This is a genomic window from Aliiroseovarius halocynthiae (genome assembly GCF_007004645.1).
Lineage (GTDB): Bacteria > Pseudomonadota > Alphaproteobacteria > Rhodobacterales > Rhodobacteraceae > Aliiroseovarius > Aliiroseovarius halocynthiae.
Map to the genome: position 1 here is coordinate 389,879 of NZ_ML660019.1, position 26,247 is coordinate 416,125.

The 26,247-nt window shown below is 57.6% G+C and carries 28 protein-coding genes; 11 read left to right on the top strand and 17 right to left on the bottom strand.

Annotation, left to right across the window (positions count from 1 at the left end; all coding sequences use genetic code 11):
• Nucleotides 1–79: 79 nt before the first annotated feature.
• Entirely contained in the window at nt 80–448 is a 369-nt protein-coding gene (locus FIL88_RS02050; RefSeq protein WP_142852150.1) for a helix-turn-helix domain-containing protein, read from the top strand.
• Nucleotides 449–506: 58 nt separating this feature from the next.
• A complete protein-coding gene (gene hisN / locus FIL88_RS02055) occupies nt 507–1,310 on the top strand; it encodes a histidinol-phosphatase (protein WP_142852151.1) in 804 nt (267 codons plus the stop codon).
• Nucleotides 1,311–1,313: 3 nt separating this feature from the next.
• Here the strand turns inward: hisN and guaD are convergent, their stop codons facing one another.
• Nucleotides 1,314–2,597: a guanine deaminase gene (gene guaD / locus FIL88_RS02060; protein ID WP_142852152.1), complete on the bottom strand. Its 1,284-nt coding sequence runs from the start codon at nt 2,595–2,597 to the stop codon at nt 1,314–1,316.
• A 128-nt stretch (nt 2,598–2,725) separates the two neighbouring features.
• Between guaD and mgtE the strand changes: the two genes are divergently transcribed.
• A complete protein-coding gene (gene mgtE, locus FIL88_RS02065) occupies nt 2,726–4,111 on the top strand; it encodes a magnesium transporter (protein WP_142852153.1) in 1,386 nt (461 codons plus the stop codon).
• A gap of 21 nt (nt 4,112–4,132) precedes the next feature.
• Nucleotides 4,133–4,693: a 5-formyltetrahydrofolate cyclo-ligase gene (locus tag FIL88_RS02070; RefSeq protein WP_142852154.1), complete on the top strand. Its 561-nt coding sequence runs from the start codon at nt 4,133–4,135 to the stop codon at nt 4,691–4,693.
• Between the two features lie 59 nt (nt 4,694–4,752).
• Here FIL88_RS02070 and FIL88_RS02075 read toward each other — a convergent pair whose 3' ends face one another.
• Both FIL88_RS02075 and FIL88_RS02080 read right to left on the bottom strand, forming a co-directional pair.
• On the bottom strand, nt 4,753–6,069 hold the full coding sequence (locus FIL88_RS02075; protein ID WP_142852155.1) for a PepSY-associated TM helix domain-containing protein: 1,317 nt from the start codon (nt 6,067–6,069) through the stop codon (nt 4,753–4,755).
• A gap of 35 nt (nt 6,070–6,104) precedes the next feature.
• On the bottom strand, nt 6,105–6,473 hold the full coding sequence (locus FIL88_RS02080; RefSeq protein WP_142852156.1) for a hypothetical protein: 369 nt from the start codon (nt 6,471–6,473) through the stop codon (nt 6,105–6,107).
• Nucleotides 6,474–6,573: 100 nt separating this feature from the next.
• Between FIL88_RS02080 and FIL88_RS02085 the strand changes: the two genes are divergently transcribed.
• A complete protein-coding gene (locus FIL88_RS02085; protein ID WP_142852157.1) occupies nt 6,574–7,398 on the top strand; it encodes a TIGR00282 family metallophosphoesterase in 825 nt (274 codons plus the stop codon).
• A gap of 83 nt (nt 7,399–7,481) precedes the next feature.
• On the top strand, nt 7,482–9,260 hold the full coding sequence (locus tag FIL88_RS02090; protein WP_142852158.1) for an SLC13 family permease: 1,779 nt from the start codon (nt 7,482–7,484) through the stop codon (nt 9,258–9,260).
• Nucleotides 9,261–9,324: 64 nt separating this feature from the next.
• On the opposite strand, the gene FIL88_RS02095 is transcribed toward FIL88_RS02090, so the two are convergent.
• Together FIL88_RS02095 and FIL88_RS02100 are read right to left on the bottom strand one after the other, a co-directional pair.
• Nucleotides 9,325–11,106 (bottom strand): SLC13 family permease, encoded by a 1,782-nt coding sequence (locus tag FIL88_RS02095; protein WP_142852159.1) that lies wholly within the window; start codon nt 11,104–11,106, stop codon nt 9,325–9,327.
• Between the two features lie 31 nt (nt 11,107–11,137).
• Entirely contained in the window at nt 11,138–11,731 is a 594-nt protein-coding gene (locus FIL88_RS02100; protein WP_142852160.1) for a LysE family translocator, read from the bottom strand.
• 72 nt (nt 11,732–11,803) lie between these two features.
• Here FIL88_RS02100 and FIL88_RS02105 point away from each other — a divergent pair, with 72 nt between their 5' ends.
• The 3 genes from FIL88_RS02105 (at nt 11,804) to FIL88_RS02115 (ending at nt 14,078) form a co-directional block, all read left to right on the top strand.
• Nucleotides 11,804–12,256: an Lrp/AsnC family transcriptional regulator gene (locus FIL88_RS02105; protein WP_142853417.1), complete on the top strand. Its 453-nt coding sequence runs from the start codon at nt 11,804–11,806 to the stop codon at nt 12,254–12,256.
• Between the two features lie 81 nt (nt 12,257–12,337).
• Nucleotides 12,338–13,078, top strand: coding sequence for a YebC/PmpR family DNA-binding transcriptional regulator (locus FIL88_RS02110; RefSeq protein WP_142852161.1), 741 nt, complete (start codon nt 12,338–12,340; stop codon nt 13,076–13,078).
• Between the two features lie 91 nt (nt 13,079–13,169).
• Nucleotides 13,170–14,078, top strand: a complete 909-nt coding sequence (locus FIL88_RS02115) for a DMT family transporter (RefSeq protein WP_142852162.1) — start codon at nt 13,170–13,172, stop codon at nt 14,076–14,078.
• Here FIL88_RS02115 and FIL88_RS02120 read toward each other — a convergent pair.
• Nucleotides 14,068–14,811, bottom strand: a complete 744-nt coding sequence (locus FIL88_RS02120; protein ID WP_142852163.1) for a leucine-rich repeat domain-containing protein — start codon at nt 14,809–14,811, stop codon at nt 14,068–14,070. The two genes, FIL88_RS02115 and FIL88_RS02120, sit on opposite strands and share 11 nt — an antisense overlap.
• 62 nt (nt 14,812–14,873) lie before the next feature.
• Nucleotides 14,874–16,343 carry an ABC transporter substrate-binding protein gene (locus tag FIL88_RS02125; protein ID WP_185960813.1) on the bottom strand — a complete coding sequence of 490 codons (1,470 nt, stop codon included), beginning with the start codon at nt 16,341–16,343 and terminating at the stop codon, nt 14,874–14,876.
• A 153-nt stretch (nt 16,344–16,496) separates the two neighbouring features.
• Between FIL88_RS02125 and panB the strand changes: the two genes are divergently transcribed.
• Together panB and panC are read left to right on the top strand one after the other, a co-directional pair.
• Nucleotides 16,497–17,324 carry a 3-methyl-2-oxobutanoate hydroxymethyltransferase gene (gene panB / locus FIL88_RS02130; protein WP_142852164.1) on the top strand — a complete coding sequence of 276 codons (828 nt, stop codon included), beginning with the start codon at nt 16,497–16,499 and terminating at the stop codon, nt 17,322–17,324.
• Nucleotides 17,321–18,157, top strand: coding sequence for a pantoate--beta-alanine ligase (panC, locus tag FIL88_RS02135; protein ID WP_142852165.1), 837 nt, complete (start codon nt 17,321–17,323; stop codon nt 18,155–18,157). Before panB ends, panC begins: the two co-directional genes overlap by 4 nt.
• A gap of 9 nt (nt 18,158–18,166) precedes the next feature.
• Here panC and FIL88_RS02140 read toward each other — a convergent pair whose 3' ends face one another.
• From FIL88_RS02140 to FIL88_RS02180, 10 genes are all read right to left on the bottom strand, one after another.
• Nucleotides 18,167–18,628, bottom strand: coding sequence for a DUF1203 domain-containing protein (locus FIL88_RS02140; RefSeq protein ID WP_142852166.1), 462 nt, complete (start codon nt 18,626–18,628; stop codon nt 18,167–18,169).
• Between the two features lie 125 nt (nt 18,629–18,753).
• A complete protein-coding gene (locus tag FIL88_RS02145) occupies nt 18,754–19,470 on the bottom strand; it encodes a ZIP family metal transporter (protein ID WP_142852167.1) in 717 nt (238 codons plus the stop codon).
• Nucleotides 19,467–20,246, bottom strand: a complete 780-nt coding sequence (locus FIL88_RS02150; protein ID WP_142852168.1) for a succinate dehydrogenase iron-sulfur subunit — start codon at nt 20,244–20,246, stop codon at nt 19,467–19,469. The genes FIL88_RS02145 and FIL88_RS02150 overlap by 4 nt, the downstream gene beginning before the upstream one ends.
• A gap of 9 nt (nt 20,247–20,255) precedes the next feature.
• The gene (locus tag FIL88_RS02155) at nt 20,256–21,089 is read right to left on the bottom strand and encodes a glycosyltransferase family 32 protein (protein WP_142852169.1); all 834 of its coding nucleotides are present in this window, start codon (nt 21,087–21,089) and stop codon (nt 20,256–20,258) included.
• Nucleotides 21,090–21,305: 216 nt separating this feature from the next.
• Nucleotides 21,306–21,701, bottom strand: a complete 396-nt coding sequence (locus FIL88_RS16820; RefSeq protein ID WP_221931119.1) for a hypothetical protein — start codon at nt 21,699–21,701, stop codon at nt 21,306–21,308.
• Nucleotides 21,701–23,506, bottom strand: coding sequence for a succinate dehydrogenase flavoprotein subunit (gene sdhA, locus FIL88_RS02160; RefSeq protein ID WP_142852170.1), 1,806 nt, complete (start codon nt 23,504–23,506; stop codon nt 21,701–21,703). Before sdhA ends, FIL88_RS16820 begins: the two co-directional genes overlap by 1 nt.
• An 18-nt stretch (nt 23,507–23,524) precedes the next feature.
• A complete protein-coding gene (gene sdhD, locus FIL88_RS02165) occupies nt 23,525–23,896 on the bottom strand; it encodes a succinate dehydrogenase, hydrophobic membrane anchor protein (RefSeq protein WP_142852171.1) in 372 nt (123 codons plus the stop codon).
• A gap of 10 nt (nt 23,897–23,906) precedes the next feature.
• Nucleotides 23,907–24,290 (bottom strand): succinate dehydrogenase, cytochrome b556 subunit, encoded by a 384-nt coding sequence (gene sdhC, locus FIL88_RS02170; RefSeq protein ID WP_142852172.1) that lies wholly within the window; start codon nt 24,288–24,290, stop codon nt 23,907–23,909.
• Between the two features lie 287 nt (nt 24,291–24,577).
• Entirely contained in the window at nt 24,578–25,612 is a 1,035-nt protein-coding gene (locus tag FIL88_RS02175; RefSeq protein ID WP_142852173.1) for a MaoC family dehydratase, read from the bottom strand.
• A gap of 86 nt (nt 25,613–25,698) precedes the next feature.
• Complete coding sequence (locus FIL88_RS02180; protein WP_142852174.1) at nt 25,699–26,247, bottom strand: NnrU family protein; 549 nt, start codon at nt 26,245–26,247, stop codon at nt 25,699–25,701.

The following is a 26,247-nucleotide window of genomic DNA, read 5'->3' on the forward strand; positions in this document are numbered from 1 at the left end:
ACGCCTGTTGTGAGGCGCGGGGACTGTTATCAAGAAGTGAGTTTGGCTGTTTTGCAGCCGATTAACGAGGAGTTATTGGATGAAGCATCCTGTGGATATCCATGTTGGAAAACGTGTCCGGCATCGGCGCTGGATGGTGGGGATGACCCAGCAGCAATTGGCCGAACAAGTCGGGATTAAGTTCCAACAAATCCAGAAATACGAAACCGGTATGAACCGGGTGTCGGCGTCCCGTCTTTGGGATATGGCCTCGGCGCTTTCAGTTCCGGTCAGTTTCTTTTTCGAGGGCTTGGAAGACCATACGGATGAGATAACCAGCGACACTATTCCTGGTGATATTCTTGCGGATAAGGAAGCGCTTGAGCTGGTTCGAAGCTACTATGCCATCCCTGAAAACCAGCGCCGCCGTCTGTTTGAATTGGCGCGCGTGCTGTCCGATGTCGCCTGACGCTTGACGTAACTGACCCAACGCTGATACCGCGCTTTAGACAGCAGGGAGATCAGCGATGCAGGCGTTAAGCACAGAGACTAAGACCGAACTAATTCGCGTTGCGAACGTTTTGGCGGACGCGGCGCGAACTGCTGTGCTTCCACATTTTCGATCAGATGGTCTGACGGCGGATAACAAGCTGGATGAAGGGTTTGATCCCGTCACGGAAGGTGACCGCGCAGCCGAGAAAGCAATGCGCGCTCTGCTGGCAGAGATGCGCCCTGAGGATGCAATCGTCGGCGAAGAGTTTGGTGCGAAAGAGGGTGCAAGCGGTCTGACTTGGGTACTAGATCCGATCGACGGCACGCGCGGTTTTCTGTCCGGCACCCCCACATGGGGAGTGCTGATTGCCGTCGGACCTGAAACGGGCCCGCAGTTGGGCGTCATCGACCAACCCTACATCAAAGAGCGTTTTTTGGGCGGATTTGGTGAAGCTTGGGTGGACGGGCCAATGGGGCGACGCGAACTGAGAACGAGGGTGACCTCAGAACTGTCTGACGCGATCCTCTTTACGACGTTCCCGGAAGTCGGCACCTCTGCGGAAGGCGAGGCGTTTCATGCTGTGTCGCGCCAGACCAAGCTGACGCGCTATGGGATGGATTGTTATGCCTATGGGCTAGTCGCCGCAGGGCAGGTCGATTTGGTAATTGAAGCGGGTCTGCAATCCTATGACGTTCAGGCCCCGATTGCGGTGATCGAGGCAGCGGGTGGGATTGTCACCGACTGGCAGGGCGATCCAGTTCATCAGGGTGGCCGTGTCTTAGCTGCCGCGAATGCGAAACTGCATGCGCAGGCGCTTGAGATTTTGTCGCAGGTCTGACGGTTATTTGATCTTCTGACCGCCGGCCCAAACCGCCGAGATTGCGCGATCATCCCCCATCATGATGGTGGGAAAAAGGGCTTCCCAGATCGTCGCGGCCCGGTCCGTACGCTGTGCAATCGCTGGCGTCGATTTAAGGTCAACCGCAATGATGTCGGCCTCGTACCCTTTGGCCAGACGCCCGATCCGATCACCCATGTGGATGGTTTGTGCTGATCCGGCGGTTGCAAGCCACCACAGCTGCGCGGGGTGCAAAGCTTTGCCCGACAACTGTCCAACCTCATAGGCCGCTGCCATCGTGCGCAACATCGAGAAACTGGATCCGCCGCCGGTGTCCGTGGCCAGACCGATCCTGTGCCCCTGCGCCACCAACCCCTGCATGTCAAAAAGACCCGAGCCAATAAACATGTTCGACGTAGGGCAGTGGATCAAGCTTGCGTCCAGTTCGCGGATCCGGTCACGTTCGCGTTCCGTCAGGTGGATTGCGTGGCCCAGAAGCGCGCCTTTACCTACCAGACCGAACTGCTCGTAGACATACAGATAGTCCTCGGCGTCAGGAAAAAGGTCCGCGACCCATGCAATTTCCTCGTGTTGCTCGCTGATATGGGTTTGCATCAGAACGTCGGGATGTTCGGCCCAAAGCGCACCCAAGGCCTCCAGCTGTTCCGGGGTTGATGTCGGCGCAAAACGCGGCGTGATCACGTAAGATAGGCGGTCTTGCCCGTGCCAGCGATCCAGCAGCATCTTGCTGTCGTCATATGCAGATTGCGCTGTGTCGCGCAGGTTGTCCGGCGCGTTGCGATCCATGCAGGTCTTGCCGCCCAGAACACGAAGCCCACGTTTCTGCGCGGCCGTGAAATAGGCATCCACGCTTTCGGGATGGATGGTGCAATAGCTGACGGTCGTTGTCGTGCCCGCCGCTGTCACCAGATCGAAATAGGTTTCGGCAATTTGGGTCGCGTGATCTGCATCACCAAACCGGCTTTCTTCCGGGAACGTATAGCTGTTCAACCAGTCGATCAGTCGCTTGCCCCAAGATGCAATGATGGCTGTTTGCGGGTAATGCACATGCGTGTCGACGAAACCGGGGGACAGAAGGGCATCCCTCATATCGGTCACCTGCGCCGTGGGATACTGGGCGCGTAGGGTATCCGCGTCACCCACATCGGCAATTGTCCCATCGTGCACCAGAACCGCACCGTGGCGGATATGCGTGGCCGCATCCTCGGGCCGTCCGTCGAAAGGTGTGTTCGTAAACTGAAGCACTTGTCCCAAAATCAGTTCCATTGGCCTCTCCGTTTTTCGCCGTCGTTTAAGGTAGGCTGCGAAATTCACAGGTTCAATGTCTTTCTGCCGGTTCACTTGCCTGTCTGTCTGTCCTATTGTCGGGCCAAGAAACGGACGGAGGGCGCGCGATGCTGGATGACCAACAAATCGACGATACGCCCGAAGAAGGTGACTACGAGCTGGATCGCCAAACCTTTGGCCCGGTTCGTGATGCGCTGGTCGCCGAAGATGCCCTTGCGCTTCAGACCCTTTTGGATCCTCTGCACGCCGCAGACATTGCCGACCTTGTTGAACAGCTGCCCGAGGACGAGCGCGATACGTTCGTGCGTTTGTACGGCACCGAGTTTGACGGCGAGGTGTTGTCCGAACTGGACGAGGGTCTGCGCGAAGACGTGGTTGGCGCGATGGAGCCCGCCGTTCTGGCCGAGGCCGTGCGCGATCTGGAAACAGATGACGTTGTTGACCTGATCGAGGATTTGGACGACCCGCAGACCAAAGCTGTTCTGGATGCTCTGGATGATGATGACCGGGTGGTTGTCGAACAATCCCTGACTTATCCCGAGGAATCGGCAGGCCGTCTTATGCAGCGCGAACTTGTGGTCGCGCCGGATCACTGGAATGTCGGGCAGACCATCGATTTCTTAAGATCGCAAGACGATTTACCCGAGCAGTTCTATCACGTGATTTTGGTTGATCCACGCATGCGCCCGACCGGATACGTCACATTGGGCCGCTTGATGGGAAGCGCACGCGACATCGCGTTGACCGCGATTACCGAAGACAGCTTCCGCATCATTCCGGTTCTGCAGGACGAGGGCGAAGTGGCCTATGCCTTCAACCAGTACCACCTGATCTCGGCCCCCGTTGTGGACGCGGATGAACGTCTGGTTGGCGTCATTACCATCGACGATGCGATGGCCATTCTGGATGAAGAGCACGAAGAAGACATTCTGCGTCTGGCAGGTGTGGGTGAAGAAAGCTCTCTGTCGGATAAGGTTGTGGAAACCACCAAGCGCCGCTTTCCGTGGTTGGCCGTGAACCTTGTGACCTCGATCTTGGCGTCGCTGGTCATCGCCCAGTTTGACGCAGTGATTGCCCAGTTCGTGGCTTTGGCTGTCTTGATGCCGATCGTTGCTTCGATGGGCGGGAATGCAGGCACACAGTCCCTGACCGTGGCGGTGCGTGCGATTGCCACGAAAGACCTGACCTCGGCCAACTTGTGGCGCGTGATCTGGCGGGAAGCGGCCGTTGGGTTGGTGAACGGGATCATCTTTGCGGTGGTCATGGGGATTGTTGGTGTCATCTGGTTTGGCACGCCCCTTTTGGGTGTCGTGATCGGCGTGGCGATGGTCGTGAACCTTGTGATCGCAGGGCTTGCAGGCGTTATCATTCCAGTGGTGCTGGATCGGTTGGATATCGACCCGGCACTGGCCTCGGGCGCGTTCGTGACTACGGTCACGGATGTTGTGGGGTTCTTTGCCTTCCTTGGCCTTGCCGCCGTATTGCTGACTTGACCACCCTGACTGGATTTCGACATGACTGATCTGACTGCCGTGAAAGCGGCTGCCCGCAAAGCTGCCTTTGCCCGCCGAAAAGAGGCGCATTCTGAAGCGCGGTCTGCGCTGGGCGTGGCGCACTTGATTTCGGTTCTGAACGACCACAAAGGCAAAGCGATTGCTGGCTATATGCCGATCCGGACCGAGATCAATCCCTTGCCCGCGATGGCGGCGATGGCCGCGTGGTCCACAATCGGCGTGCCGTATATCGTGGGGGAAGGGCAGGCGCTGAACTTCGCCAATTGGCGCCCCGACAGTGACATGGTGGATGGCCCTTTTGGCGCACAAGTGCCCGCCGAGCTTGAGTTCATCACACCCGAGGTCGTTGTGGTCCCCTTGGTGGGCTTTGACCGAAACGGCGGGCGTCTGGGCTATGGCGGCGGTTTCTATGATCGTACGCTGGAAGGGCTGCGGGCCGCGCGTCCGACATTAGCAATCGGCTATGCCTACAGCGCACAAGAGGCAGAAGGGCTGCCGCTTGAACCCACTGACCAGCCCTTGGACGCGATTGTGACTGATGAAGGCGTGACTTGGTTCTAGCGCCCAACAGCAAACGGGCCCACTTTTGTCAGCGGGCCCGAAGGTTTTCAGATCAAGCTTTACTCGGCGGGCATCGGTTCGCGGTTGCGGAACCATCCCAATCGGCGAAACAACATCCAATCCAACAGCAATGCAAGGATCAGGCTAGCGCCCATCAACGGCAGCAGGATCATCAAAACAATTACGGTAAGGCCCATGCCCCAGCCTAGCTTGGCTTCGGGTGCACGTGGCACGCCCAGCTCGCCCTCTGGGCGGCGTTTCCACCACGCGACAAAACCGGACACGGCCAGCAAAACGCCCAAACCCGCGGCCAGCGTGTTCAGCGCAAGGTTAAGTGGGCCGAACAGCTCGCCCTGATGCAGGCTGATGCCGTAGGAGACGGTTCTGGCAATGATCGGATTGTCACTGAAGTCGATCCGTTTCAGGACGTCGCCAGAATACTGGTCCACCACAAGCTCTGTCTGCTCCGACCGGACGCGTGAGGCTGAGTGCATCCAATAAGACGCGTCGGGTTTGCGCGGTGGCTTGATCTCCATCGGGAAGGCCAGCCCTTGGTTGCGCCCGATTGCGACGATCTGTGCGATGGGCAGTGTCTCTCCGCTATCCATTGTGGATTTCGGCGCGCCCCCACCAAAGCGCAGCGACACGCTTTTCTGTCCGGTTTGTGTTTGCACATAGCTTAGCCCGCCGCCCCAGGCATCCGTCCATGGCAGGCCCGAAATCAGCAGCGGCGTGATCAGTAAGGCTGCAAGCATCCCTGTGAACATATGCGTCTCGCGCCACCATGCCCGACCGTTCGAGCGGGGCAGTGAAACCGCGTCGCGCAAGCTGCGCTTTCCACGTGGCCACCACAGGATGACGCCAGTGATCATTAAAACGATGGCCCAATGGGCGGCGAGTTCGACAAACTTGGTGCCGATCTTTCCGCCCAGAAGTTCTCCGTGGAACTTTTTGACCATGCGCATGAACAATTTGCCGCGCGGAACCGAGGCCAAGACCTCGCCCGTATATGGGTTCACCCATGCGACCGAGCGTACATTGTCGCCGGTGTTGTACTCGATCTGGGTGGATCGGGTCGGGTCCTCATACACGGTGATCAAGCGAAGGCGCTTCATGCCATGTGCATCGGTCAATGCATCGATTTGGTCGGCATAGCTCAGCTTTGGTCCGGTGATGTCGACATGGGTGCGGTCGGCGTAAAGCCAGCTTTCGATTTGAGGTTTGTAAAGATAAAGCCCGCCGGAAAGGGATAGGATCAGCATGAAGGGCAGCACATAAAGCGCAGCCAGAAAATGCCATTTCCATACGAGGCGATAGAAGGCGCCGCCCGATAGGCGCGCCTGTGCGACCGGGGCCGCAGTTTCCTGAAGTGTCATAGGTATATCCTTGAAAATCTGAGATGTGGTGTGTGTCAGACAGTCAGGATTGGAGGGGCACGCGCAGGTCTACGCCGCAAGTATGGGGGATCTGTCCGGGCGGTGTGTCGAAAAAGGCCCGCAACCTGTCCGTGGTTTCGCGACAGAGTTTGCCACAGGGGTACGGCGCGCGCGTCAGCTTGAAGGATGTCACCCATGATACAGGGTGCGCTGTTCGCGTCTTCGGCCGTTTCAACTGGGTTGCCTTGCGCGTCCAGCCTGATGGTCACAATCCCATCGCCGGTACACAGGACCACGACCTGAAGATCCCCAAGCAGCACCATTTGCACAGCCGATCCGACCTTGGGCAAGATAATCGCAAGGCTTAGGACAAGGACCAATATGATGCGGTGTGCTGCATTCATGGCGTGTATGTGCCCCAGCGCGATCGAAACCGCCAGAAGATTGTGCAGGGCCCCTGCTGGGTCTTGCCCTTTCGGGCCGAGCCGCCTAGGGCTGTTGGGTATGAAGATACTCTTTCTTGGCGATATTATGGGGCGTGCCGGGCGGCGCGCAGTGACGGAGCGGCTGAAGACGCTGCGTGAGGAATGGAAGCTCGATTTCGTGGTCGCGAATGGCGAAAATGCCACCAGCGGTCATGGGCTGAACGCGGGGCACGCGAAGACGCTGCTGGATGCAGGTGTGGATGTGATCACCCTTGGCGATCACGCGTTTGATCAGCGCGATATGCTAAGCTTTTGCGAGCAGGAAAAACGCATTATCCGCCCGTTGAATTTTGCCAAGGATTGTCCCGGAGTGGGCGCGCGTGTCTTCACAGATGTGCGTGGCCGCAAGATCCTTGTGACACAGGTTTTGGGGCAAGTCTTTATGAAGCGGGCTTATGATGATCCGTTCTCGGCCGTTGATCTGGTGTTGAAGCGGCACACGCTGGGCGGGGCTGTGCAGGCGTCTTTGGTGGATATCCACTGCGAAGCCACGTCCGAGAAGATGGGCGTGGGTCATTGGTGCGACGGACGCGCCAGTGTGGTAGTGGGCACGCATACCCACATCCCGACCGGCGACGCGCAAATCCTGCCCAAAGGCACTGCGTTTATGGCGGATGCTGGGATGTGCGGCGATTATGACAGTGTGATTGGCATGCAGAAGGAAGAGCCAATGCGCCGCTTTGTCACGGGCATGGCAAAAGGGCGTTTCACCCCAGCGGAAGGCGAGGCAACGCTGTCTGGCCTTTACATCGAAACGGATGACCGGACCGGCAAGGCCACGCGCGTTCAGATGGTGCGAAACGGGGGGCGTTTGGTGCCATCCTCGCCCTTGGATGCGGGCTGATTTCCCAACCGCCCTAAAACCGCGCTTGCCCCTGTGCATTCGGCAGGGCAAAACTGGTCCAAGTGATTAAATGGGGACAGTGCATGGGTTTATTCGAGTTCAGTGCCAACACGCAGGCTGTGATCGCCCTGATGACCGTGGCCGGGATGTTCGTGCTGTTTCTGCGCGAAAGCTTCCCAACTGAAGTTGTCGCCATTGGCGGTGTCTCGATCATGCTGGTCATGGGCATTCTGGACTATGAAAGCGCGCTTGAAGTGCTGTCAAACCCAGCTCCATGGACCATCGCCGCCATGTTTATCGTGATGGGCGCGCTGGTACGTACAGGCGCGCTTCAGTGGTTCACGCAGATTGCGGAAAAGAAAGCCGAGCACAGTCCAATGATGGCTCTGGCCGCGTTGATGGGATTCGTCGTAATCTCGTCTGCTGTGGTGTCGAACACACCTGTTGTTGTGGTGATGATCCCTGTTTTCATACAGCTTGCCAAGAAAATCGGACGTTCGGCGTCAAAGCTGCTGATCCCGCTGAGTTATGGGGCCATTTTAGGGGGCACGCTTACGCTGATCGGCACCTCGACCAACCTGCTTGTGGATGGTGTGGCGCGCGAAGGCGGGTTGGAGCCCTTCACGATTTTCGAGGTCACGCCCCTGGGCATCGTGCTGGTTGCGTGGGGCATGATTTACCTGCGTTTCATCGCGCCAAAGATCCTGCCAGATCGCGACAGTATGGCCACGCTGTTGACGGATAAGTCCCGCAAAAAGTTTTTTACCGAGGCCGTGATCCCGCCGGAAAGCAACCTGATTGGCCGCGAGGTGAACGGGGTGCAACTGTTCAAACGCGAAGGCGTCCGACTGGTCGACGTGGTGCGCGGTGATACCTCGCTGCGCCGTGATCTAACCGGTGTGACACTTCAGGTCGGCGACCGCGTTGTTTTGCGCACAGCAATGACCGAGCTTCTAAGCCTTCAGCGCGACAAAGGCCTGAAGCGCGTGGATCAGGTGTCGGCAGTCGAAACCACGACGGTCGAGGTTCTGATCTCGCCCGATTGCAAGATGGTGGGCAAGCGGTTGGGAAAAATGCGCCTGCGTCGGCGCTATGGTGTCTATCCGTTGGCGGTGCATCGCAAGAACCAGAATATTGGCCGACAGCTGGACGATCTGGTGGTCCGCGTCGGTGATACGCTTTTGCTGGAAGGGGCACCTGAAGATATCCAGCGCTTGGCGCAGGACATGGATCTGGTGGACGTCACCGCCCCATCGGATCGCGAATACCGTCGCGGTCACGCCCCTATTGCAGTGGCGGCGCTGATTGGGCTTGTCGCCTTGGCAGGGTTCGGGGTCGCTCCGATATTCCTGCTGGCTGTCTTGGCGGTGGCCGTTGTGCTGTTGACCCGCTGCATCGACGCGGACGAGGCTTTCGGGGCAGTGGATGGGCGCCTTTTGGTTCTTATTTTCTCGATGCTTGGAATTGGCGCCGCACTTGAAAGCTCGGGCGCAGTGGCGCTGATCGCGGAAGGGATTGCACCGATTTTGGGCAAGCTGCCACCCTTCCTGATTGTCTGGGCGATTTACCTGCTGACGTCTGTATTGACCGAACTGGTCTCGAACAATGCGGTCGCTGTGGTGGTCACGCCGATTGCCATTGGGTTGGCAACGGCACTGGGCCTTGATCCGCGCCCGTTGGTAGTGGCCGTGATGGTGGCCGCATCTGCCAGCTTTGCGACGCCGATTGGGTATCAGACGAACACGCTTGTTTACGGTCCGGGGGGCTATAAGTTTTCGGACTTCCTGAAGGTTGGTATCCCGTTGAACCTGTCCGTGGGCATTTTGGCGTCGGCTCTTATCCCGGTCTTCTGGCCGCTCTGATGACCTTTTTCTTGTCAGAAATATCCTGGGGTGAGCGCGGCAGGCGCGAGGGGCAAAGCCCCTTTTACAGCGGCCAGAACACCAAAATTGCCGGGATCGACACGGCCACAACCAAGATTTCAAGCGGCAGCCCCATACGCCAGTAGTCTCCGAACTTATAACCGCCGGGGCCAAGGATCAGAGTGTTGTTTTTGTGCCCAATGGGCGTCAGGAACGCACAAGATGCTGCGATTGCGACGGCCATAAGGAAGGGGTCCGGGTTTTTTCCAAGGGCTTGTGCCATCTGGATGCCAACCGGGGCTGCGACGATGGTGGTTGCGGTGTTGTTCAACACATCTGACAGGGTCATGGTCACGATCATCAACACGGTTAGGACGGCCCAGGCGGGAAGCCCCTGCGTGATCCCCACCAGTGTTCCGGCAATCAGCTCTGTCCCGCCCGAAGATTCCAATGCGGCACCCAATGGGATCATCGAGCCCAGAAGGACCACCACGGGCCATTCGATATGGGTATAAAGCTCGGAAAGCGGGACGATCTTGGCCAGCACATATCCAACCACAACAAGCCCAAGTGCGACGGGCAGATAGATCAGGCCAAGACTTGCGGCAGCAACGGCAGCAGCAAACAGTCCGATGGCCAGCCAGACTTTTTCGTCGCGCGTCACGGTCAATCCGCGTTCCGCCAAAGGCAGGCAGCCCAGCCATTCGGTGACGTCGGCCTCGGACCCTTGTGGCACCAGAAGTAGCAAAATGTCGCCCGGTTGGACTTCGGTCTTGCGAACCTGTTTGTTGATCTTTTTGCCCGCACGCGAAATGCCCATCAGGACCGAGCGTTGCCGCCAATTCAGCCCGATGGCCTGCGCGGTTTTCCCGGCGATGCGGGCGTTTTCTGGAACGACCACTTCAATCTTGGACAGGCCATCACCCTCGGCCTTCAGCTTTTCTTCGCGGGTTTCTTCCGCGAAAGCCAGACCGGTGGCGGCACGAAATTCATCCAGCGCCTCGGGCGTGGCTTCAAGCACCAGCGCGTCATCTGCCTGAAGTTTCGTTGCGCGCTGGGTGCCATAGCGGCGCGTACCACTGCGTACCAGTCCAAGGATCGCAACGTCGTTCTTTTCGGCGATTTCAAGCAGTTCTTTTACACGCTTGCCGATATGCTTTGAGCCCTCCGGAACGGTCAGTTCAGCAACATATTGGCCAAAGTCGTCCATCGGGTTGGACCCATTCTTGCCGGCATCAGGCTGTGGGATTAGCCGCCAGCCGATCAAAGCGACGAAAATCAGGCCCGCGATGGCTGTTACGCCGCCGACCGGCGCAAAATCGAACATCTTGAACGGCTCGCCCAATGCGTCCTCGCGGATCGAGGCGATGATGATGTTGGGGGGCGTCCCGATTAGTGTGACCATGCCACCAAGGATGGTAGCAAAGGACAACGGCATCAAACTGAGGCCCACGGGCCGCGCGGCCTTGCGCGCGGTCTGGATGTCGACGGGCATCAAAAGCGCCAGCGCGGCCACGTTGTTCATGAAGGCAGACAGGACCCCGCCAATGGCTCCCATCAAGGCGATATGTGCGCCCAGTGAGCGCGACGCGTCAACAAGTGTGCGGGTGATCAAAAATACCGCCCCTGACCGTACCAGCCCGGCAGACACGACCAGCACCAATGCCACAACCAGTGTGGCGGGGTGGCCGAAGCCGGAAAATGCCTCTTTCGTGGGGACAACGCCAAGCACGACCCCCAGCATCAGCGCAGAAAAGGCTACGATATCATAGCGAAAACGGCCCCAAAGAAGCAGGCCGAAGACGGCCCCGAAAAGCGAAAACAGGATGATCTGATCAGTTGTCATGCCCAAGGCTTACCGCGTGGACGTGGGCGCGTCACCCGTAGATTACGGGGAAAAGTGTGGCAACAAGCAGCAGGGCCATGGTGATGTTGAAGGCGCGCAGCCGTGTTGGGTTGGTCAGGATGACGCGTATTTTCTGGCCCAGAATCGTCCAGGTTGACACTGAAGGTAAGTTCACTGCTCCAAATATCAACGCCACCAGCACGACAGCCCCCAAATCGCGCGAGGGTGCATAGGCGCTGATTGCTGTAAGAGCCATGGCCCACGCTTTGGGGTTTACCCACTGAAAGGCTGAGGCCTGCAAAAACGTCATCGGTGTGCCGCCGGTTTTGCCCGTTCCTGGCTCGGAGGCGCGGGCGATTTTCCACGCAAGCCAAAGCAAATACAGCACACTGCCTGTCTTCAGTGCCAAATAGCTGACCGGGTAGGCGTCAAAAAGCTGCATCAGCCCCGCGCCCACAAGCACCACCATCAATGTAAAGCCAAGTCCGACGCCAAGCATATGCGGGATGGTGCGGATAAACCCGAAATTTGCCCCCGATGCCATGAGCATCAGATTGTTCGGTCCGGGCGTGATGGACGACACGAAGGCGAAGGTCACAAGGGCGAGGAGAAGGTCATATGTCATTGCCGGATTGTTGCTGATAGTTTGCGCTTGTGGATTGCAAAGTTGTGAAAAAATGACGTAGTAATGCAATTAATGGTGAAGATTGATCTAATAAATCAGCGAATATTGCGCGAATTGTCACGAGATGGGCGCCTTCCCAATACCGAATTGGCGGATCGGGTGGGGCTGTCGCCCTCGGCCTGTTTGCGTCGGGTGCAAGATCTTGAACGGCAAGGTGTCATCACGGGTTATCGCGCGGTTCTTGATCCGGCTGCGATGGGCGTGGGGTTTGTCGCCTATGTTACGGTCGGGCTTTCCGACCACACTAAGGCCGCTCAGGAAGGGTTCGAACGCGCCATTGCGTTGTTTGACGAAGTGCGCGAATGCCACAACATCACTGGCACGGTTGAATACCTTCTGCGTGTCGAAGCCGAGGATCTGGTTGCCTATAAGCGGTTCCATACGGACAAGCTGGGTACGCTGCCGCAGGTGCATCAGATCGTCACTCATGTGGTGATGGGATCGCCCAAAGACGATCGTGCCTAAAGCAATCGGGTAACGCCCCTTGCCCCTTGTCCGCCCCATGGGCTATTGAACCTCGAACGAAGAACTTAGTCGGAGGTCGCCATGGCTGGCCACTCAAAATGGGCAAACATCCAGCACCGCAAAGGTCGCCAGGATAAACTGCGCTCGAAGCTGTTTTCGAAGCTCGCAAAAGAGATCACCGTGGCTGCCAAAATGGGCGACCCGGATCCGGACAAGAACCCGCGTCTGCGTCTGGCGGTGAAAGAAGCCAAGTCGCAATCCGTACCGAAGGACGTGATCGAACGCGCGATTAAAAAGTCGCAAGGCGGGGACGCCGAAAACTATGACGAGATCCGGTACGAGGGCTATGGCCCGAATGGTGTCGCGATCATCGTCGAGACCATGACCGACAACAAGAACCGCACCGCATCAACCGTGCGCTCGACCTTTACCAAGAACGGCGGGAACCTGGGCGAAACCGGGTCGGTGGGTTTCATGTTCGACCGTAAGGGCGAAGTGATTTATGGCGCTGATGCTGGCGATGCCGACACCGTGATGGAAGCTGCGATCGAAGCCGGTGCCGAGGATTGCGAAAGCGACGAGAACGGCCACCGCATCGTTTGCGCAGACACCGATCTGAACGAAGTGTCGACAGCGTTGGAAGCTGCGTTGGGCGAGTCCGACTCGACCAAGTTGATCTGGCAGCCGAACATCACCACCGAGCTTGACCTTGAGAACATGCAAAAGCTGATGAAGCTTGTTGATGCGCTTGAGGATGATGACGATGTGCAGCGCGTCACCACCAATTTCGAAGCCTCGGACGAGGTGATGGCGCAGCTCTAAGCCCGCGCCTTGAAAAGATATCAGGCCCCGGTTCGGTTTTGCCGTGCCGGGGTCTCTTGTTTCTGAAGCTGATCCAGTGTCTTGTCGCCGCATGAGCAGTCCACACATCGAAAATCACCGCCCCGCGCATGGGATCGCATGGATGCTGGCCGCAGGGTTCCTGTTTGTCGGTCTGAACGTGCTGGTCAAATATGTGGGGCAGACAATGCCCTCGTCTCAGGCGGCGTTCTTGCGGTTCTTGTTTGGGCTTCTGTTCGTCATGCCCGCCCTTGTAAAACTGCCGCAAGCACAGTTTTCGCCGCTGGTCTGGCGGCTGTTTGTTGTGCGCGGCGTGGTGCATGTGGGGGCCGTGCTGTGCTGGTTTTATGCGATGACCCAAATCACCATCGCCGAGGTGACGGCGATGAATTACCTGAACCCGATCTATGTCATGCTGGGCGCGGCGCTCTTTCTGGGCGATACGTTTTCTACCCGTCGCATGATGGCCGTTGGCGTGGCGTTTCTGGGCGTGCTGATCGTTCTGCGCCCCGGCGTGCGCGAGCTGGGGGACGGACATCTGGCGATGGTGTTCACGGCGATCTTCCTTGGTGCGTCCTATTTGCTCGCGAAACGGTTGTCACAGGACGCAACGGCAGCGCAGATCGTGGCGATGATGTCGCTGACCGTGACCATTGGCTTGCTGCCCGTGGCGTGGTTTGTTTGGGAGCCGCTGACATTGGTACAAGCGGGCTGGCTTGTTCTGGTCGCATTCTTTGCAACGGCGGGCCACTACGCGATGACCCGCGCCTTTGCCGAGGCGCCGGTGTCCGTGACGCAACCCGTGACCTTCCTTCAGATCATATGGGCGTCGATGGTGGGCGTTCTCCTGTTTGCTGAACCGATCGACATGTGGGTTGTTGTCGGCGCAGGGATGATCATGGCCGCCGTCACCTACATCACATGGCGCGAGGCGGTGCTGAAACGCCGTGTGACGCCCAATCCGAATGCGCCTAAGGCATAATTGCTGGAATATTTTCAGTTACGCCGTCAATTACATCGATGCCTTTTGCAATCAACTTTTCTACCTCTGCTTCTCGGCCGTGGCCCACGGCGTCTATCAATCTGATTTCTTTTAATTTTGGCGCAGTGAATAACGGGGCAAAACTTTGAGGATATAGCTCCCACAACACAATACTTTCGAGTGAGGGGTGGTTCGCCACCGGAGTAAGATCAACTTCCTTAGTGCCTGTAGTGTAGTTTGTGATCTTGAGTTCACGTAGATGTCGAAGTTGTTTTACAGCTGCAATTGCACCAGATTGGTGATGATCAATTTCGAGCTTTTCAAGCTTTGTCAGGGCTGTGAGTGCAGAATAATCATCTATGGTAAGGCTGGAAATGTCGAGCTCTTTCAAGTTCTGTAGCGCTCTAATTGCTGATAAATCTCGAACCTCTGAGCCGCCAATAGATAATCTTTCAAGCCATGACATTTGACTAAGTAACGATAGGTCGTTGAAGTTGGTATAATTTAGACCGATCCCTCGCACATGTGCTAACTTGGCTAAATCCGCATTGTCGGCTAGCCCAACCTGACTTAGCCTTAAAAATGAGCATTTGGTCGCGGCACATTCGTCTACGATGCGGCGCCCTTTGATCGCGAGCAGGTGATCGCTCTGCTCGGGATTTTTGGTTGCCACGCATCCATGCACAAGCAGGGTGGAAACCAGTGCGAGGCAGCTCAAATGAAGATGCTTCATAAAATAATTCTCATCAAACATATCAGAAAGGACGGCACCCCTGGGGCTGCTGACCTTAAATATTACTCAGACCAGCTAACGCCCGTCAGGTCATTCGCCTGTGTCGGTGCGTTTTCCCACAGCCCGTTGATCTTGGCGTTCGCCACGCCGGTTTTCGCGAGTTGGAATAGGTATCCATTCACATAGTCCTCGGCGATGATCTGCTGCATTTCGGCGAGAAGGATTGCCCGCTGGGCCGGGTCCGAAGTGACCGAGAGGATGTCGTTCAACTCTTGGAACTCGCCACGGTCATACTGGAAGTAATAGTCCGGGCGGGCGTAGATGTTGATATCTGCGGGCTCGGTGTGGCTGACGATGGTTAGGTCGAAATCCTTGCCCTTAAAGACCTGTTCGATCCACTGGGCCCATTCCAGATTGCTGATCTCGGTGTTGATGCCGACATCGCGCAGTTGGGCAGCTATGATCTCGCCCCCGCGACGGGCATAGGCGGGTGGCGGCAGCATAAGGCGCAGGGTGATCCCCTCTTTGCCTGCGTCCTTCAGGATCTGGCGCGACAGCTCGGGATCGTAGGCAGAGTTGCCTGTCAGATCCATATAGTCCGGGTTGTGGGGGGCAAAATGGGTGCCGATGGGCGTTCCATAGCCAAACATGGCCCCGTCGATGATTGCCTGACGGTCGATGGCATGGGCGATGGCTTTGCGCACGCGGATGTCGTCAAGATGCTCGGCCGCGTTGTTGGTGGACAGGATGGTCTCGCCCTCGGTCGAGCCGACAATGACGTTGAACCGGGGATCGGCCTCGAACTGGGCCAGGGTCTCGGGCGCGGGGAAGTTCGGAAAGGCGTCAATGTCACCGGCCATCATGGCGGCAAACGCGGCGTTCGGGTCAGAGATAAACTTGAACGTGGCTTTGGCCAGAGCAGGCGCGTCGCCCCAATAGGCGTCATTGCGCGCCATGGTTACGTGATCACCCTTTGCCCATTCGACAAAGGTAAACGGGCCTGTGCCGACGGGCGCGGTTGCTGCGGTTTCGACGCTTTCAGGTGCGACGATCACTGCATCGCCCCACGCCATGTTGAAGGGGAAATTGCCATTGGGGGCAGACAGTTTCACTGCGACCGAGGTGGGGCTGACGGCCGTGACGCTTTCGATACCTGCGAACAGGGCTTTCTGTGCGTTGGTGGAGTCCTCGGCCCGCGCACGATCCAGCGAGAAGACCACATCCTCGGCATCCATCGTGGTGCCGTCATGGAAGGTCACGCCGTCGCGCAGTGTAAAGGTATAGATCAGACCATCTTCGCTAATGCTCCAATCGCTGGCCAATGCGGGCAGGACTGCACCATCCGGGCCAAATCGGGTCAGCCCTTCGAAGATGTTGGCATATACCACTTCGTCAATCGCGGCAGCGGCCCCGCCTGTGGGGTCAAGATTTGGCGGCTCAAGCACCATGCCCAGAGTGATTGCGTCATTGCCGGCCAAGGCGGTTGTCGCCATCAGTGCCCAAGCACTTGCAGTAAGTTTCAGGTTGGTCATCTTGATCCTCCTTACCCGTTCAGCGGGATATACCCCCATGAAACGCGGGTTTTCGGGCCAAGGCAAGGGAAAGACGTTCCGTCATTCCCCTTTGATTTTCTGCGTCGCAGCATTATAGTTTCTGCCACTGAAGAGGATCAGGGAGGGGAAACCATGAGCGCCTCGGCCAAAATCAAGACACTGACACCATCGGAAGTGCGTGCCCGAAAAGGGGATACGCCGCTGGTCGTGCTGACCGCATATGCCACGCCGACCGCACAAATGATGGACGCGCATTGCGACATCGTGCTGGTGGGCGACAGTGTGGGCATGGTGGTCCACGGGCTGCCCGACACGCTGGGTGTGACGATGGAGATGATGTGCCTGCACGGTGCAGCGGTGAAACGCGGTCTTAAGCAGGCCATGATGGTCGTTGACATGCCGTTTGGGTCGTATGAAGAAAGCCCGGAACAGGCCTTCCGCAACGCCGCCCGCCTGATGCGCGAAACCGGCGCTGCCGCTGTAAAGCTGGAAGGGGGTGTCTCGATGGAGGACACCATCCGTTTCCTGACCAGCCGGTCAATTCCCGTCATGGCGCATATTGGCCTGACCCCTCAGGCGATTAACACGCTGGGTGGCTATAAGGTTCAGGGCCGCGGTGAAGACCGCGACCGCGTGATGGTCGATGCGAAGGCGGTGGAAGCGGCACGCGCGTTCTCGGTCGTGCTGGAGAAAGTTCCGGAAAGTCTGGCCAATGAGATTACCGACGCGGTATCGATCCCGACTATCGGTATCGGCGCTTCGGCGCAATGTGACGGGCAGGTTCTGGTGGTCGATGATATGCTGGGTCTGTTCACCGCCTTCAAACCTAAATTTGCCAAACGCTATGCGACGCTGGGTGAAGACGGCGAGAAAGCCATTGCCAAATATGCCCAAGAGGTGCGAGACCGCAGTTTCCCTGCGCTTGAGCACGTCTTTGCAGATGAGGTCAAAAAGAAATGAAGATCATCCGTTCTAAGGACGCGTTGCGCACCCTGCGGCGCAGCTGGATTTTCAACGGCGAGCGCGTGGCCGTGGTGCCTACGATGGGCGCGTTGCATGCTGGCCATCTGTCTTTGGTGGAAGAGGCAAAAAAGCAAGCGGACCGTGTTATTGTCACGATCTTCGTGAACCCAAAACAGTTCAACAATCCGGGCGATTTGGATAACTATCCCCGGACTGAAGAAGATGATGCAGAAAAATTGGCACCCTATGGCGTCGACGCGCTGTATGCTCCAACGCCGGATCAGATTTATCCCGAAGGCTTCGCGACCAATGTGCGTGTGTCGGGCCTGACCGAAGATCTGGAAGGCGCACATCGACCCGGCCATTTCGATGGCGTGGCGACCGTGGTGTCGAAGCTGTTTTTACAATCACGCGCCGATGTGGCCTGTTTTGGTGAAAAAGACTATCAGCAGATGCTTCTGGTGCGTCGCTTGTCCAAAGATCTGGACATCGAGACCGAGGTGATCGGCTGCCCCACAGTGCGCGAAGAGGATGGCTTGGCCATGTCCTCGCGCAACGTACGCCTGACGCCGGAAGAACGCGCCATCGCACCGGCTTTGAAGGCTGAAATGGACCGCGCCGCCGACGCTATTCGCCGCGGCGCTGAACCACGCGTGGTGCTGGACAGCGCCAAAGCTCAGATCGAGCGGGCGGGGTATGACGCGGTCGAGTATCTGGAGATGCGAGACGCAGAGACGCTTGCACCTGTCAAAGACCTGACCCGTCCCGCCCGCTTGTTGGCAGCAGCGATGCTGGGCGATGTTCGTCTGATCGACAATATCGCGATCTAGTCACCCGCGTTATGCCTTGTGCAACCGCGCTTGCCAGCAATTGTTGGTGGCAGAGCGCAAATCGACAAATGCGATATCCTGCCGGTCCAACAGCGCATCCGCATAGCTTGCAAGGTTATCTTTCGGGACAATGCGACCTGTTCCATAGACCAGCCGCGCGTCCGCGTCATAGCCCTTCAGCAGATAGTTTGGCGACACGACGACCTGCGGAAGGTCGGGGGATGCGGTAACCGCGTGACAATGATCAGCACATAGAAAAACGGGCCCGGTTTCCGCATAGGGCTGCGGCGCATCAAAGGGACGATGTGCGAATACCAGCATGTCTCGTCCTTCTTTGATAAGGTTCAAGCAGCACCGGCAGGGCGCGGTCCCGTCGCTTGTTTGGCGTTCTGGCAGGTTACCGTAAGCATCCGGTGCGCCTGCGCGCAGAGCATCGGCGTGGTCTTGGGAAATTCCTGAGAAAAGTGGCATTGGATGTGGTCTCCTTCGTTTTGAAAGAGCATCACAGCCCGCTCAGGCTTGGGCGATCCGAAACTTGCGGATAATCTGACCAAAGCTGGGCTGATCTGGTGCCCGTGACGCCTTGGCACATCCCGTCATACGGTCAGGATATGCCCGGCCAAACCAAGCGCGAAACCAAGGATCGCGCCAAGTGGTGGGGACCAGCTGCGTTTGATCCGCAGTTCCGGCGCGATGTCCTGAAACATCAGGTACAGGATGCCTCCTGCCGAGAACAGCATCAACCAACCTAGGATCGCGGGGGCGGTTGACAGCATCGTTACGCCAACCACCGCTGCAACTGGCCCCAAAGGCACAAGCGAGGCGAAAAGGGCCAATCGTTTGCCGCGTGGCATCTGGCTGCCGACCTCCAGCTCTCTGTCCGCGTTGAACCCTTCGGGCAGGTTTTGCGCCCCGATCAGGGCAGCCAAAAGGACGGCGAGCCGGGGCTCCGCTGTGATCACGGCACCTAAGGCAATGGTTTCCGGGATGAAATCCATCAGCATGGCCATGAATTGTGCCTTAGATCCACCTTGCCGCGACAATGCCATGTCAACGGCGAGGGTGGCGAGGGCACCAAGAATAAGCGGGATCAGGGCAGACAGGCCCGGAACACGATCTAGCCCCTCGGGGATCAGAACAAGGGCGACGGCGGACAAGAGCGCGCCGGCACCAAAAGCCATGATCCAGTGATTGGCCTGATCCCGTAGCGGGCCGGGAAACAGGCGACCAAATCTAGCAAGCCATGCCCCAAATGGAATGGCCGCCCCTGCAAGGGCGGCCAACAGAATTGCATCTTGCAGATCTGCGATCAAAGCTGGCGCTCGACCATCATTTTCTTGATCGAGGCAATCGCCTTGGCCGGGTTCAGGCCTTTCGGGCAAGTCTTCGAGCAGTTCATGATCGTGTGGCAGCGATACAGCTTGAAGGGATCTTCAAGCTCGTCCAGACGCTCGCCCGTGGCTTCATCGCGTGAATCAATGATCCAGCGATAGGCATGCAGCAGAGCGGCTGGTCCAAGATAGCGATCACCGTTCCACCAATAGCTCGGGCACGAGGTCGAGCAGCTGGCGCACATAACGCATTCATAGAGACCATCCAGCTTTTTGCGGTCTTCGATGGACTGCTTCCACTCTTTCGCGGGGCGGTTGGTCTTGGTTTCCAGCCACGGCATGATCGACGCATGCTGCGCATAGAAATGCGTCAGGTCCGGGATCAGGTCTTTCACCACCGGCATGTGCGGCAGCGGATAGATCTTCACATCGCCCTTGATCTCGTCCATGCCATAGATACAGGCCAGCGTGTTGATCCCGTCGATGTTCATCGCACAGGACCCACAGATGCCTTCACGGCACGAACGGCGGAAGGTCAGGGTCGGATCAATCTCGTTCTTGATCTTGATCAGCGCGTCCAGAACCATCGGGCCGCACTTGTCCATGTCCAGAAAATAGGTATCAACCCGCGGGTTTTCACCATCATCCGGGTTCCAGCGATAGATCTGGAACTTGCGCACATTGGTAGCACCTTCTGGCTTTGGCCATGTCTTCCCGACGCGAACGGTCGAGTTCTTGGGGAGCTTGAATTGTACCATACCAATTTCCTACGTTTGTTTGGGTGAGCGCGGATCGGGAAGATCATCGGCTGCCTGGGTCGTCGAGGGGCGTGCATCTGCGATCCATCTCTGAGCACGCTCGAAATAGTCTACCTTCTCGAGTTTCCGGCGCTGTTTCCGGAACTTTTGTCGATTAAGTTGCATGCGGATTTTCTCGAGAATGGGTACCCCCTTGCTTGGGGTCTTCTGATCCTTGCCATATGATCCATGTGTGGTCCCGAACAGCTGAATCGCATAGACTTTTTCGTTGCCTTCATAGGTTACGCCCGTGAAATGAACGGGGATCATCGTATGTGATGGCCAGATGGTGATTGGGGGGGACAGCTCACGAATCGCGCGCGCTAGGAAGAGGTTTCCGGTTGTCGCCCACGCTGACTTCAGTTGGTCGATTGACAATTTGCTCAGGCGATCAATCAATGTGTCTAGGAACGGGTTTCCGGGTTCACAGGCTTGGATCGGTGATACAAGCTTACCTCGCACAAACTCGTTCTCATAAATTGTATGCGCGTGTGGACCCTGAAACAGCTCATCAATCGGGTGCAGGCAAATCGAATCCGCACCCGCGATATATCCTCCGAAGGCATGCAAGACCTCATAGCGGATAAGATCGGCTGCCCCAGCATATTCACCAACCTTAATGTAATAGTCGATCAGATGTTTGGCGCGAAAGTTGAAGGTCTCTAAGATGTCATTGCCGTAAAGTGTATACTCCCAATCGGGATGCAACTCTTGCCATGATGACATCCAATGGGTCGGCGCCGGTTTCGGCCCGATCCAGATATGCCCCATTCGCTTAGGGATGCCATTAATGCTGTCAGCCATGTGTTTTCCTTAAAGCGTACAAGCCGTGGGTGTGAGGATCCTAAACTCAGTACTGCCGATATTCAGTAACACTGCATTGCATGTATCGGTTAGCCATCCGTTGGGCGGTATGAACTGTACCATTTTTCCTCACGCTCATTCGTGAGCGCCCAGTCGGACTGCAGAGTAATTCAATGTGCAGCCCGAGGCGCTTATGCCATCTACCTAACGGCGTGGTCAGTAGGTTACGACCTTGCCGTTGACACAATAGCTGCCCGCGCCAACCAAGCCACTAACAGGGCAATCGCGGACGCCCGCAGTGATGGGCGACGAATCGTCAAATACACCTGGCTTCCCAGTACCAGAGACGGCCTGTTTTGAACGAAGGCATGTATTAATCACCGTAGCGCTTGCTGGGGGAGTGCCCTTCGCTGCGACCACCGAGAAACGGCCTTGGCTATCAGGTGCGTTGTGGCGGAAGCTGCCATGAGCACCGGTTTCGACAGCGCACTGCTTTACGAGATCGCGTTGCTGTTTGATCTGGGCTTGGCTTGTGCCCAGACACCCCGATAGACCAAATGCAGCGATGCAAGAGACTGCACCTGAAATTCTTATAACTCGTTGTTTCATCATCAGAAAGTCCTAGCTTTAGGTGCAATTTTCTTCAATGCAATGCCGCCTTCATCTTCGGTGGTCAGCGGATCTACGACGACCGGACGATAGGACAGGTCGACTCTGTTTCCATCTACGCGGCTGACCGTATGAACACGCCACTTCTTGTCGTCACGGTCTGGGAAGTCCTCGTGTGCATGTGCACCGCGGCTTTCTTCGCGGGCTTCTGCGCCGTGGATCGTGGCCAAGGCATTCGGCATCAGGTTTGCCAGTTCCAGCGTTTCCATCAGGTCCGAGTTCCAGATCAGCGAGCGATCGGTGACAGCCAGATCGTCCATTTTGGCGGCCACGGCGGTCATCTTCTCGCCGCCTTCTTTCATGGTCTTGGCGGTACGGAACACGGCAGCATCTGCCTGCATCGTCTTCTGCATTTCCAGACGCAAATCAGCGGTCGGGACGGCACCTTTGGCATGGCGCAGGCCATCCAGACGATCAAATGCCGCATCCACCGACGCTTGGTTCAGAACCGGGTTGGCGCTGTCTGCGTCCACAACTTTGCCAGCGCGGATCGCGGCGGCGCGACCGAAGACCACAAGGTCAATCAACGAGTTCGAACCCAGACGGTTCGCGCCGTGCACCGACGCACAACCTGCTTCACCAACAGCCATCAGACCGGGCACAACAGCCGTTGGGTCCTTGGCGGTTGGGTTCAGCACTTCGCCCCAATAGTTGGTTGGAATGCCGCCCATATTGTAGTGAACGGTCGGCAGAACCGGGATCGGTTCCTTGTTCACGTCAACACCGGCAAAGATCTTGGCGCTTTCCGAGATACCCGGCAGGCGCTCGGCCAAGGCTTCGGCGGGCAGGTGGTCAAGGTGCAAGAAGATGTGGTCACCATCAGCGCCGACACCGCGGCCTTCGCGGATTTCCATCGTCATCGAACGAGATACATAATCGCGCGGGGCAAGGTCTTTATACTGGGGCGCATAACGCTCCATGAAACGCTCGCCTTCCGAGTTGACCAGATAGCCACCTTCGCCACGTGCACCTTCAGTGATCAGACAGCCCGAGCCGTAGATGCCGGTCGGGTGGAATTGAACGAACTCCATATCCTGCAGGGCCAGACCCGCACGGGCCACCATGCCGCCACCGTCGCCGGTGCAGGTGTGGGCCGAGGTGGCCGAGAAATACGCACGGCCATAGCCGCCCGTCGCCAGCACAACCATCTTCGCGTTGAAGACGTGCATGGTACCGTCATCCAGCTTCCAGCAGACAACGCCCTGACATTGACCGTCTTCCGACATGATCAGGTCGATGGCGAAGTATTCAACGTAGAATTCAGCGTTGTTCTTCAGCGACTGGCCGTAAAGCGTGTGCAGGATCGCGTGACCGGTCCGGTCAGCAGCGGCGCAGGTACGCTGTACCGCAGGGCCTTCACCGAATTCGGTGGTGTGGCCGCCAAAGGGGCGCTGATAAATCTTGCCTTCTTCGGTACGCGAGAAGGGAACGCCATAATGCTCCAGCTCGTACACCGCTTTAGGTGCCTCGCGGGCCAGGTATTCCATTGCATCCGTGTCGCCCAGCCAGTCCGAGCCCTTCACGGTGTCGTACATGTGCCACTGCCAGTTGTCTGGGCCCATGTTGGACAGGGACGCGGCAATGCCGCCCTGCGCCGCAACAGTGTGCGAGCGGGTCGGGAAAACTTTGGTTACACACGCGGTGCGCAGACCCTGTTCGGCCATGCCAAGCGTGGCCCGCAGACCAGCGCCACCAGCGCCGACCACGACCACGTCATAGTCGTGCGTTTCGTATTCGTAAGCTGCCATTTTGGTTGCTCTCCGGTCTTAAAAAGCGATGCGGCCGAGGCCATAGAGGCCAACTGCCAGAACGGTGTAGGCCAGTGCGGTACAAGCGATTACCAGAACCTTCTTGGTAACGCCGCGCGAATAATCCTCGATCACGACCTGAATGCCGTGACGGAAGTGAACCATCGACACGACGAATGTCATGGCTGCGATGATCGCGGGGAAGGGGCGCTGGTAATAGGCGATAGCCTCGTCATAGGGCAGGCCAAGGGCGCAGCCGAAGGTCAGGGCAAACAGCGGCATCAGGATCAGAAGACCAACGGCCGAAATGGCCTGTCCCCAGAAATGTTCCGTGCCAGAACCCGAAGAGCCTTTGCCCACGGCGCGTTTGCGGTCAGTCATATATTGCATAGCGGGTTCCTTACACGATCAAGGCGACAAGGATCGCCAGAACGACGGACCCGATGATGACACCAATGCCCATCTTCTCGGCGGTTTCGACGTCAAGGCCGATGCCGATGTCCCAGATCAGGTGACGCAGGCCGGATAGTGCGTGATAGCAAAGCGCCCAGAGTGCCAGGAACATGATCACGTCTCCAACGAACGAGGTCATAAGACCGTTCACGACATTGTAGTATCCAACACCCATTGATGCGGCGAAGAACCACCAAGCCACCAAGATCGCAGCACCCAGCAGGGCAACTCCGGTGACCCGGGCGAAGATCGAGGTGATGGAGGTCAGCTGCGGGCGGTATACTTGCAGATGCGGAGAAAGAGGGCGGTCGCCTCTGTTCACGTCGGCCATGGCGGCCTCCTTCTGTCTATTTCGGCTTTGCGACAGGAATAACGCCTTTTGCGGCACCGAGTCACGCAAGAAGCGACCGGAAAGTCGGGAATTTTGCGCTAACAGAGGGGTTTTGGTATCCTTGTGATCACAGTTTTCGAAGTTGTGATCACATAATTGTATGCCCGTGTATTCTGACTTTATTAGTCGGGAAATAGGCCGCGCTTTGGGGAATCCAACCCGAACTGGCGATCAAACTACGCGTAGAGTTGGTGCGAGGTGATCTTCAGTCGTCTCGCACCAGAGCCTTACTTCGGCATCAGCGCCCAGTAATCTAGATCCAGCATAACCTCGGGCAGGTACTTGCCGTCTTCGCCCTTTAGGGCAAATTCAGGCGCACCGTGTTTGACGGCGACCAAACGTAGGCGCACCGCGCCGACACCGGGGGCATCGGTGTCGGCTTTGTCCAGCACCTCGGACCATGCGCGGATCGTGTCGCCCGAGAAACAGGGGTTCGCATGTGCCCCGCCGTTCAGACCCACGATCATCTGCGCGTTGGCAAGGCCATTAAACGACAGCGCGCGCGCCATCGAGATTACGTGCCCGCCGTAGATCAAGCGCTGACCGTCCGGGCGGAAGGTGGCGTCGAAATGCACCTTTGCGGTGTTCTGCCACAGACGGGTCGCCATCATGTGCTCGGCTTCTTCGACGGTCACGCCATCCACGTGATCAATCTTCTCACCCACCTCATAGTCGCCCCAGCGATGCGGTTCGCCGGCAAGTGTGAAGTCGTATTCTGCGAAGGACAGACCTTCAGGGATCGACAGGTCCGACGCATCCAGAACGCCCTTCAGTGCAGGGATCACGGTGTCCGGCGCAGGCGCGGCCAGATCGCCTTTGCGCACCATGACCCAGCGCACATATTCCATCACAGGTTCATCCATCTGGTTGAACCCGCGCGTGCGGACCCAGACCACGCCCGACTTCCCGTTCGAGTTCTGCTTCAACCCGATCACCTCGGATTGTGAGCGTAGCGTGTCGCCGGGATAGACGGGTTTCAGCCAGCGGCCTTCCGCATAACCAAGGTTGGCCACAGCGTTCAGCGAGATGTCAGGAACGGTTTTGCCAAACACCACGTGGAATGCGATCAGATCGTCGATGGGCGAGCCTTCCAGCCCACACGCCCCGGCAAATTCGTCCGACGAATACAAAGCATGGCGTGCCGGATACAGCGCATGGTACAATGCGCGTTCGCCTTCGGCCACAGTGCGCGGCACCGCGTGGTCGATCACATCGCCCAGATTATAGTCCTCAAAGAAACGTCCGGGATTGGTCTTGGCCATCATAGCTCTCCAATTGTCAGGTCGGGGCGGACATTCAGGGTCCGCCCGTCAAAGGTGTCATTGTCCGCCGGGGCGGACGCGTGGGGTTAGGCACCAAAAGGCGCGGGGCCGACCAGCCCGTGGATGTACCCAATGACCGCCAGCAAGATAATAGACGCCACAAAGAACATCCCGTCTTTGGCGATCTTGCCCTTGGGGTTCGGCTGCCAATCAGGTTCGGATCGGTTGATGATGATGATTTCCAGAACGGCCCAGACCGTCAGCGCCCCGAACAGAATCATCGAAGCGAGATCCGGGTTCACAATCAAATGCGCGACGGTCCAGATGATAAAGCCGGTCAGCATGGGGTGGCGCATCTTGTAAAAAAGTGCGCCTTTCGACGGTCCGGGGCTCATGAAATAGATCGCGAACAAGACCATCAGGTTGTTTACGTGTCGCAGCGCTGGTGGATAAGCGTGCAGATCAAAGCTTTCTGTCGCGCGATATCCGATCACCATGAAGGCCACGCTGATCAGGATCAGGCTGGCTGATAACCCTTTGGCCCGTTCGGCCATGGCCGCGTGCTGCGCGGGCAGGGCGCGTTTCCAAAAATGTCCGACATACCAGAGGGCTAGACCGAGAATAAGAAGCGTCAT

What these genes read in the sequence shown, in the direction of transcription:
- sdhD (WP_142852171.1), bottom strand. Translation starts at nt 23,896, where the DNA reads ATGCAATATATGACTGACCGCAAACGCGCCGTGGGCAAAGGCTCTTCG.
- sdhA (WP_142852170.1), bottom strand. Translation starts at nt 23,506, where the DNA reads ATGGCAGCTTACGAATACGAAACGCACGACTATGACGTGGTCGTGGTC.
- FIL88_RS02175 (WP_142852173.1), bottom strand. Translation starts at nt 25,612, where the DNA reads ATGGCCAAGACCAATCCCGGACGTTTCTTTGAGGACTATAATCTGGGC.
- panB (WP_142852164.1), top strand. Translation starts at nt 16,497, where the DNA reads ATGAGCGCCTCGGCCAAAATCAAGACACTGACACCATCGGAAGTGCGT.
- FIL88_RS02125 (WP_185960813.1), bottom strand. Translation starts at nt 16,343, where the DNA reads ATGACCAACCTGAAACTTACTGCAAGTGCTTGGGCACTGATGGCGACA.
- FIL88_RS02050 (WP_142852150.1), top strand. Translation starts at nt 80, where the DNA reads ATGAAGCATCCTGTGGATATCCATGTTGGAAAACGTGTCCGGCATCGG.
- FIL88_RS02090 (WP_142852158.1), top strand. Translation starts at nt 7,482, where the DNA reads ATGGGTTTATTCGAGTTCAGTGCCAACACGCAGGCTGTGATCGCCCTG.
- FIL88_RS02180 (WP_142852174.1), bottom strand. Translation starts at nt 26,247, where the DNA reads ATGACGCTTCTTATTCTCGGTCTAGCCCTCTGGTATGTCGGACATTTT.
- sdhC (WP_142852172.1), bottom strand. Translation starts at nt 24,290, where the DNA reads ATGGCCGACGTGAACAGAGGCGACCGCCCTCTTTCTCCGCATCTGCAA.
- hisN (WP_142852151.1), top strand. Translation starts at nt 507, where the DNA reads ATGCAGGCGTTAAGCACAGAGACTAAGACCGAACTAATTCGCGTTGCG.
- FIL88_RS02120 (WP_142852163.1), bottom strand. Translation starts at nt 14,811, where the DNA reads ATGAAGCATCTTCATTTGAGCTGCCTCGCACTGGTTTCCACCCTGCTT.
- FIL88_RS02100 (WP_142852160.1), bottom strand. Translation starts at nt 11,731, where the DNA reads ATGACATATGACCTTCTCCTCGCCCTTGTGACCTTCGCCTTCGTGTCG.
- mgtE (WP_142852153.1), top strand. Translation starts at nt 2,726, where the DNA reads ATGCTGGATGACCAACAAATCGACGATACGCCCGAAGAAGGTGACTAC.
- FIL88_RS02140 (WP_142852166.1), bottom strand. Translation starts at nt 18,628, where the DNA reads ATGCCACTTTTCTCAGGAATTTCCCAAGACCACGCCGATGCTCTGCGC.
- FIL88_RS02085 (WP_142852157.1), top strand. Translation starts at nt 6,574, where the DNA reads ATGAAGATACTCTTTCTTGGCGATATTATGGGGCGTGCCGGGCGGCGC.
- FIL88_RS02105 (WP_142853417.1), top strand. Translation starts at nt 11,804, where the DNA reads ATGGTGAAGATTGATCTAATAAATCAGCGAATATTGCGCGAATTGTCA.
- FIL88_RS16820 (WP_221931119.1), bottom strand. Translation starts at nt 21,701, where the DNA reads ATGATGAAACAACGAGTTATAAGAATTTCAGGTGCAGTCTCTTGCATC.
- FIL88_RS02075 (WP_142852155.1), bottom strand. Translation starts at nt 6,069, where the DNA reads ATGACACTTCAGGAAACTGCGGCCCCGGTCGCACAGGCGCGCCTATCG.
- FIL88_RS02070 (WP_142852154.1), top strand. Translation starts at nt 4,133, where the DNA reads ATGACTGATCTGACTGCCGTGAAAGCGGCTGCCCGCAAAGCTGCCTTT.
- FIL88_RS02150 (WP_142852168.1), bottom strand. Translation starts at nt 20,246, where the DNA reads ATGGTACAATTCAAGCTCCCCAAGAACTCGACCGTTCGCGTCGGGAAG.
- FIL88_RS02115 (WP_142852162.1), top strand. Translation starts at nt 13,170, where the DNA reads ATGAGCAGTCCACACATCGAAAATCACCGCCCCGCGCATGGGATCGCA.
- FIL88_RS02080 (WP_142852156.1), bottom strand. Translation starts at nt 6,473, where the DNA reads ATGAATGCAGCACACCGCATCATATTGGTCCTTGTCCTAAGCCTTGCG.
- panC (WP_142852165.1), top strand. Translation starts at nt 17,321, where the DNA reads ATGAAGATCATCCGTTCTAAGGACGCGTTGCGCACCCTGCGGCGCAGC.
- FIL88_RS02155 (WP_142852169.1), bottom strand. Translation starts at nt 21,089, where the DNA reads ATGGCTGACAGCATTAATGGCATCCCTAAGCGAATGGGGCATATCTGG.
- FIL88_RS02110 (WP_142852161.1), top strand. Translation starts at nt 12,338, where the DNA reads ATGGCTGGCCACTCAAAATGGGCAAACATCCAGCACCGCAAAGGTCGC.
- guaD (WP_142852152.1), bottom strand. Translation starts at nt 2,597, where the DNA reads ATGGAACTGATTTTGGGACAAGTGCTTCAGTTTACGAACACACCTTTC.
- FIL88_RS02095 (WP_142852159.1), bottom strand. Translation starts at nt 11,106, where the DNA reads ATGACAACTGATCAGATCATCCTGTTTTCGCTTTTCGGGGCCGTCTTC.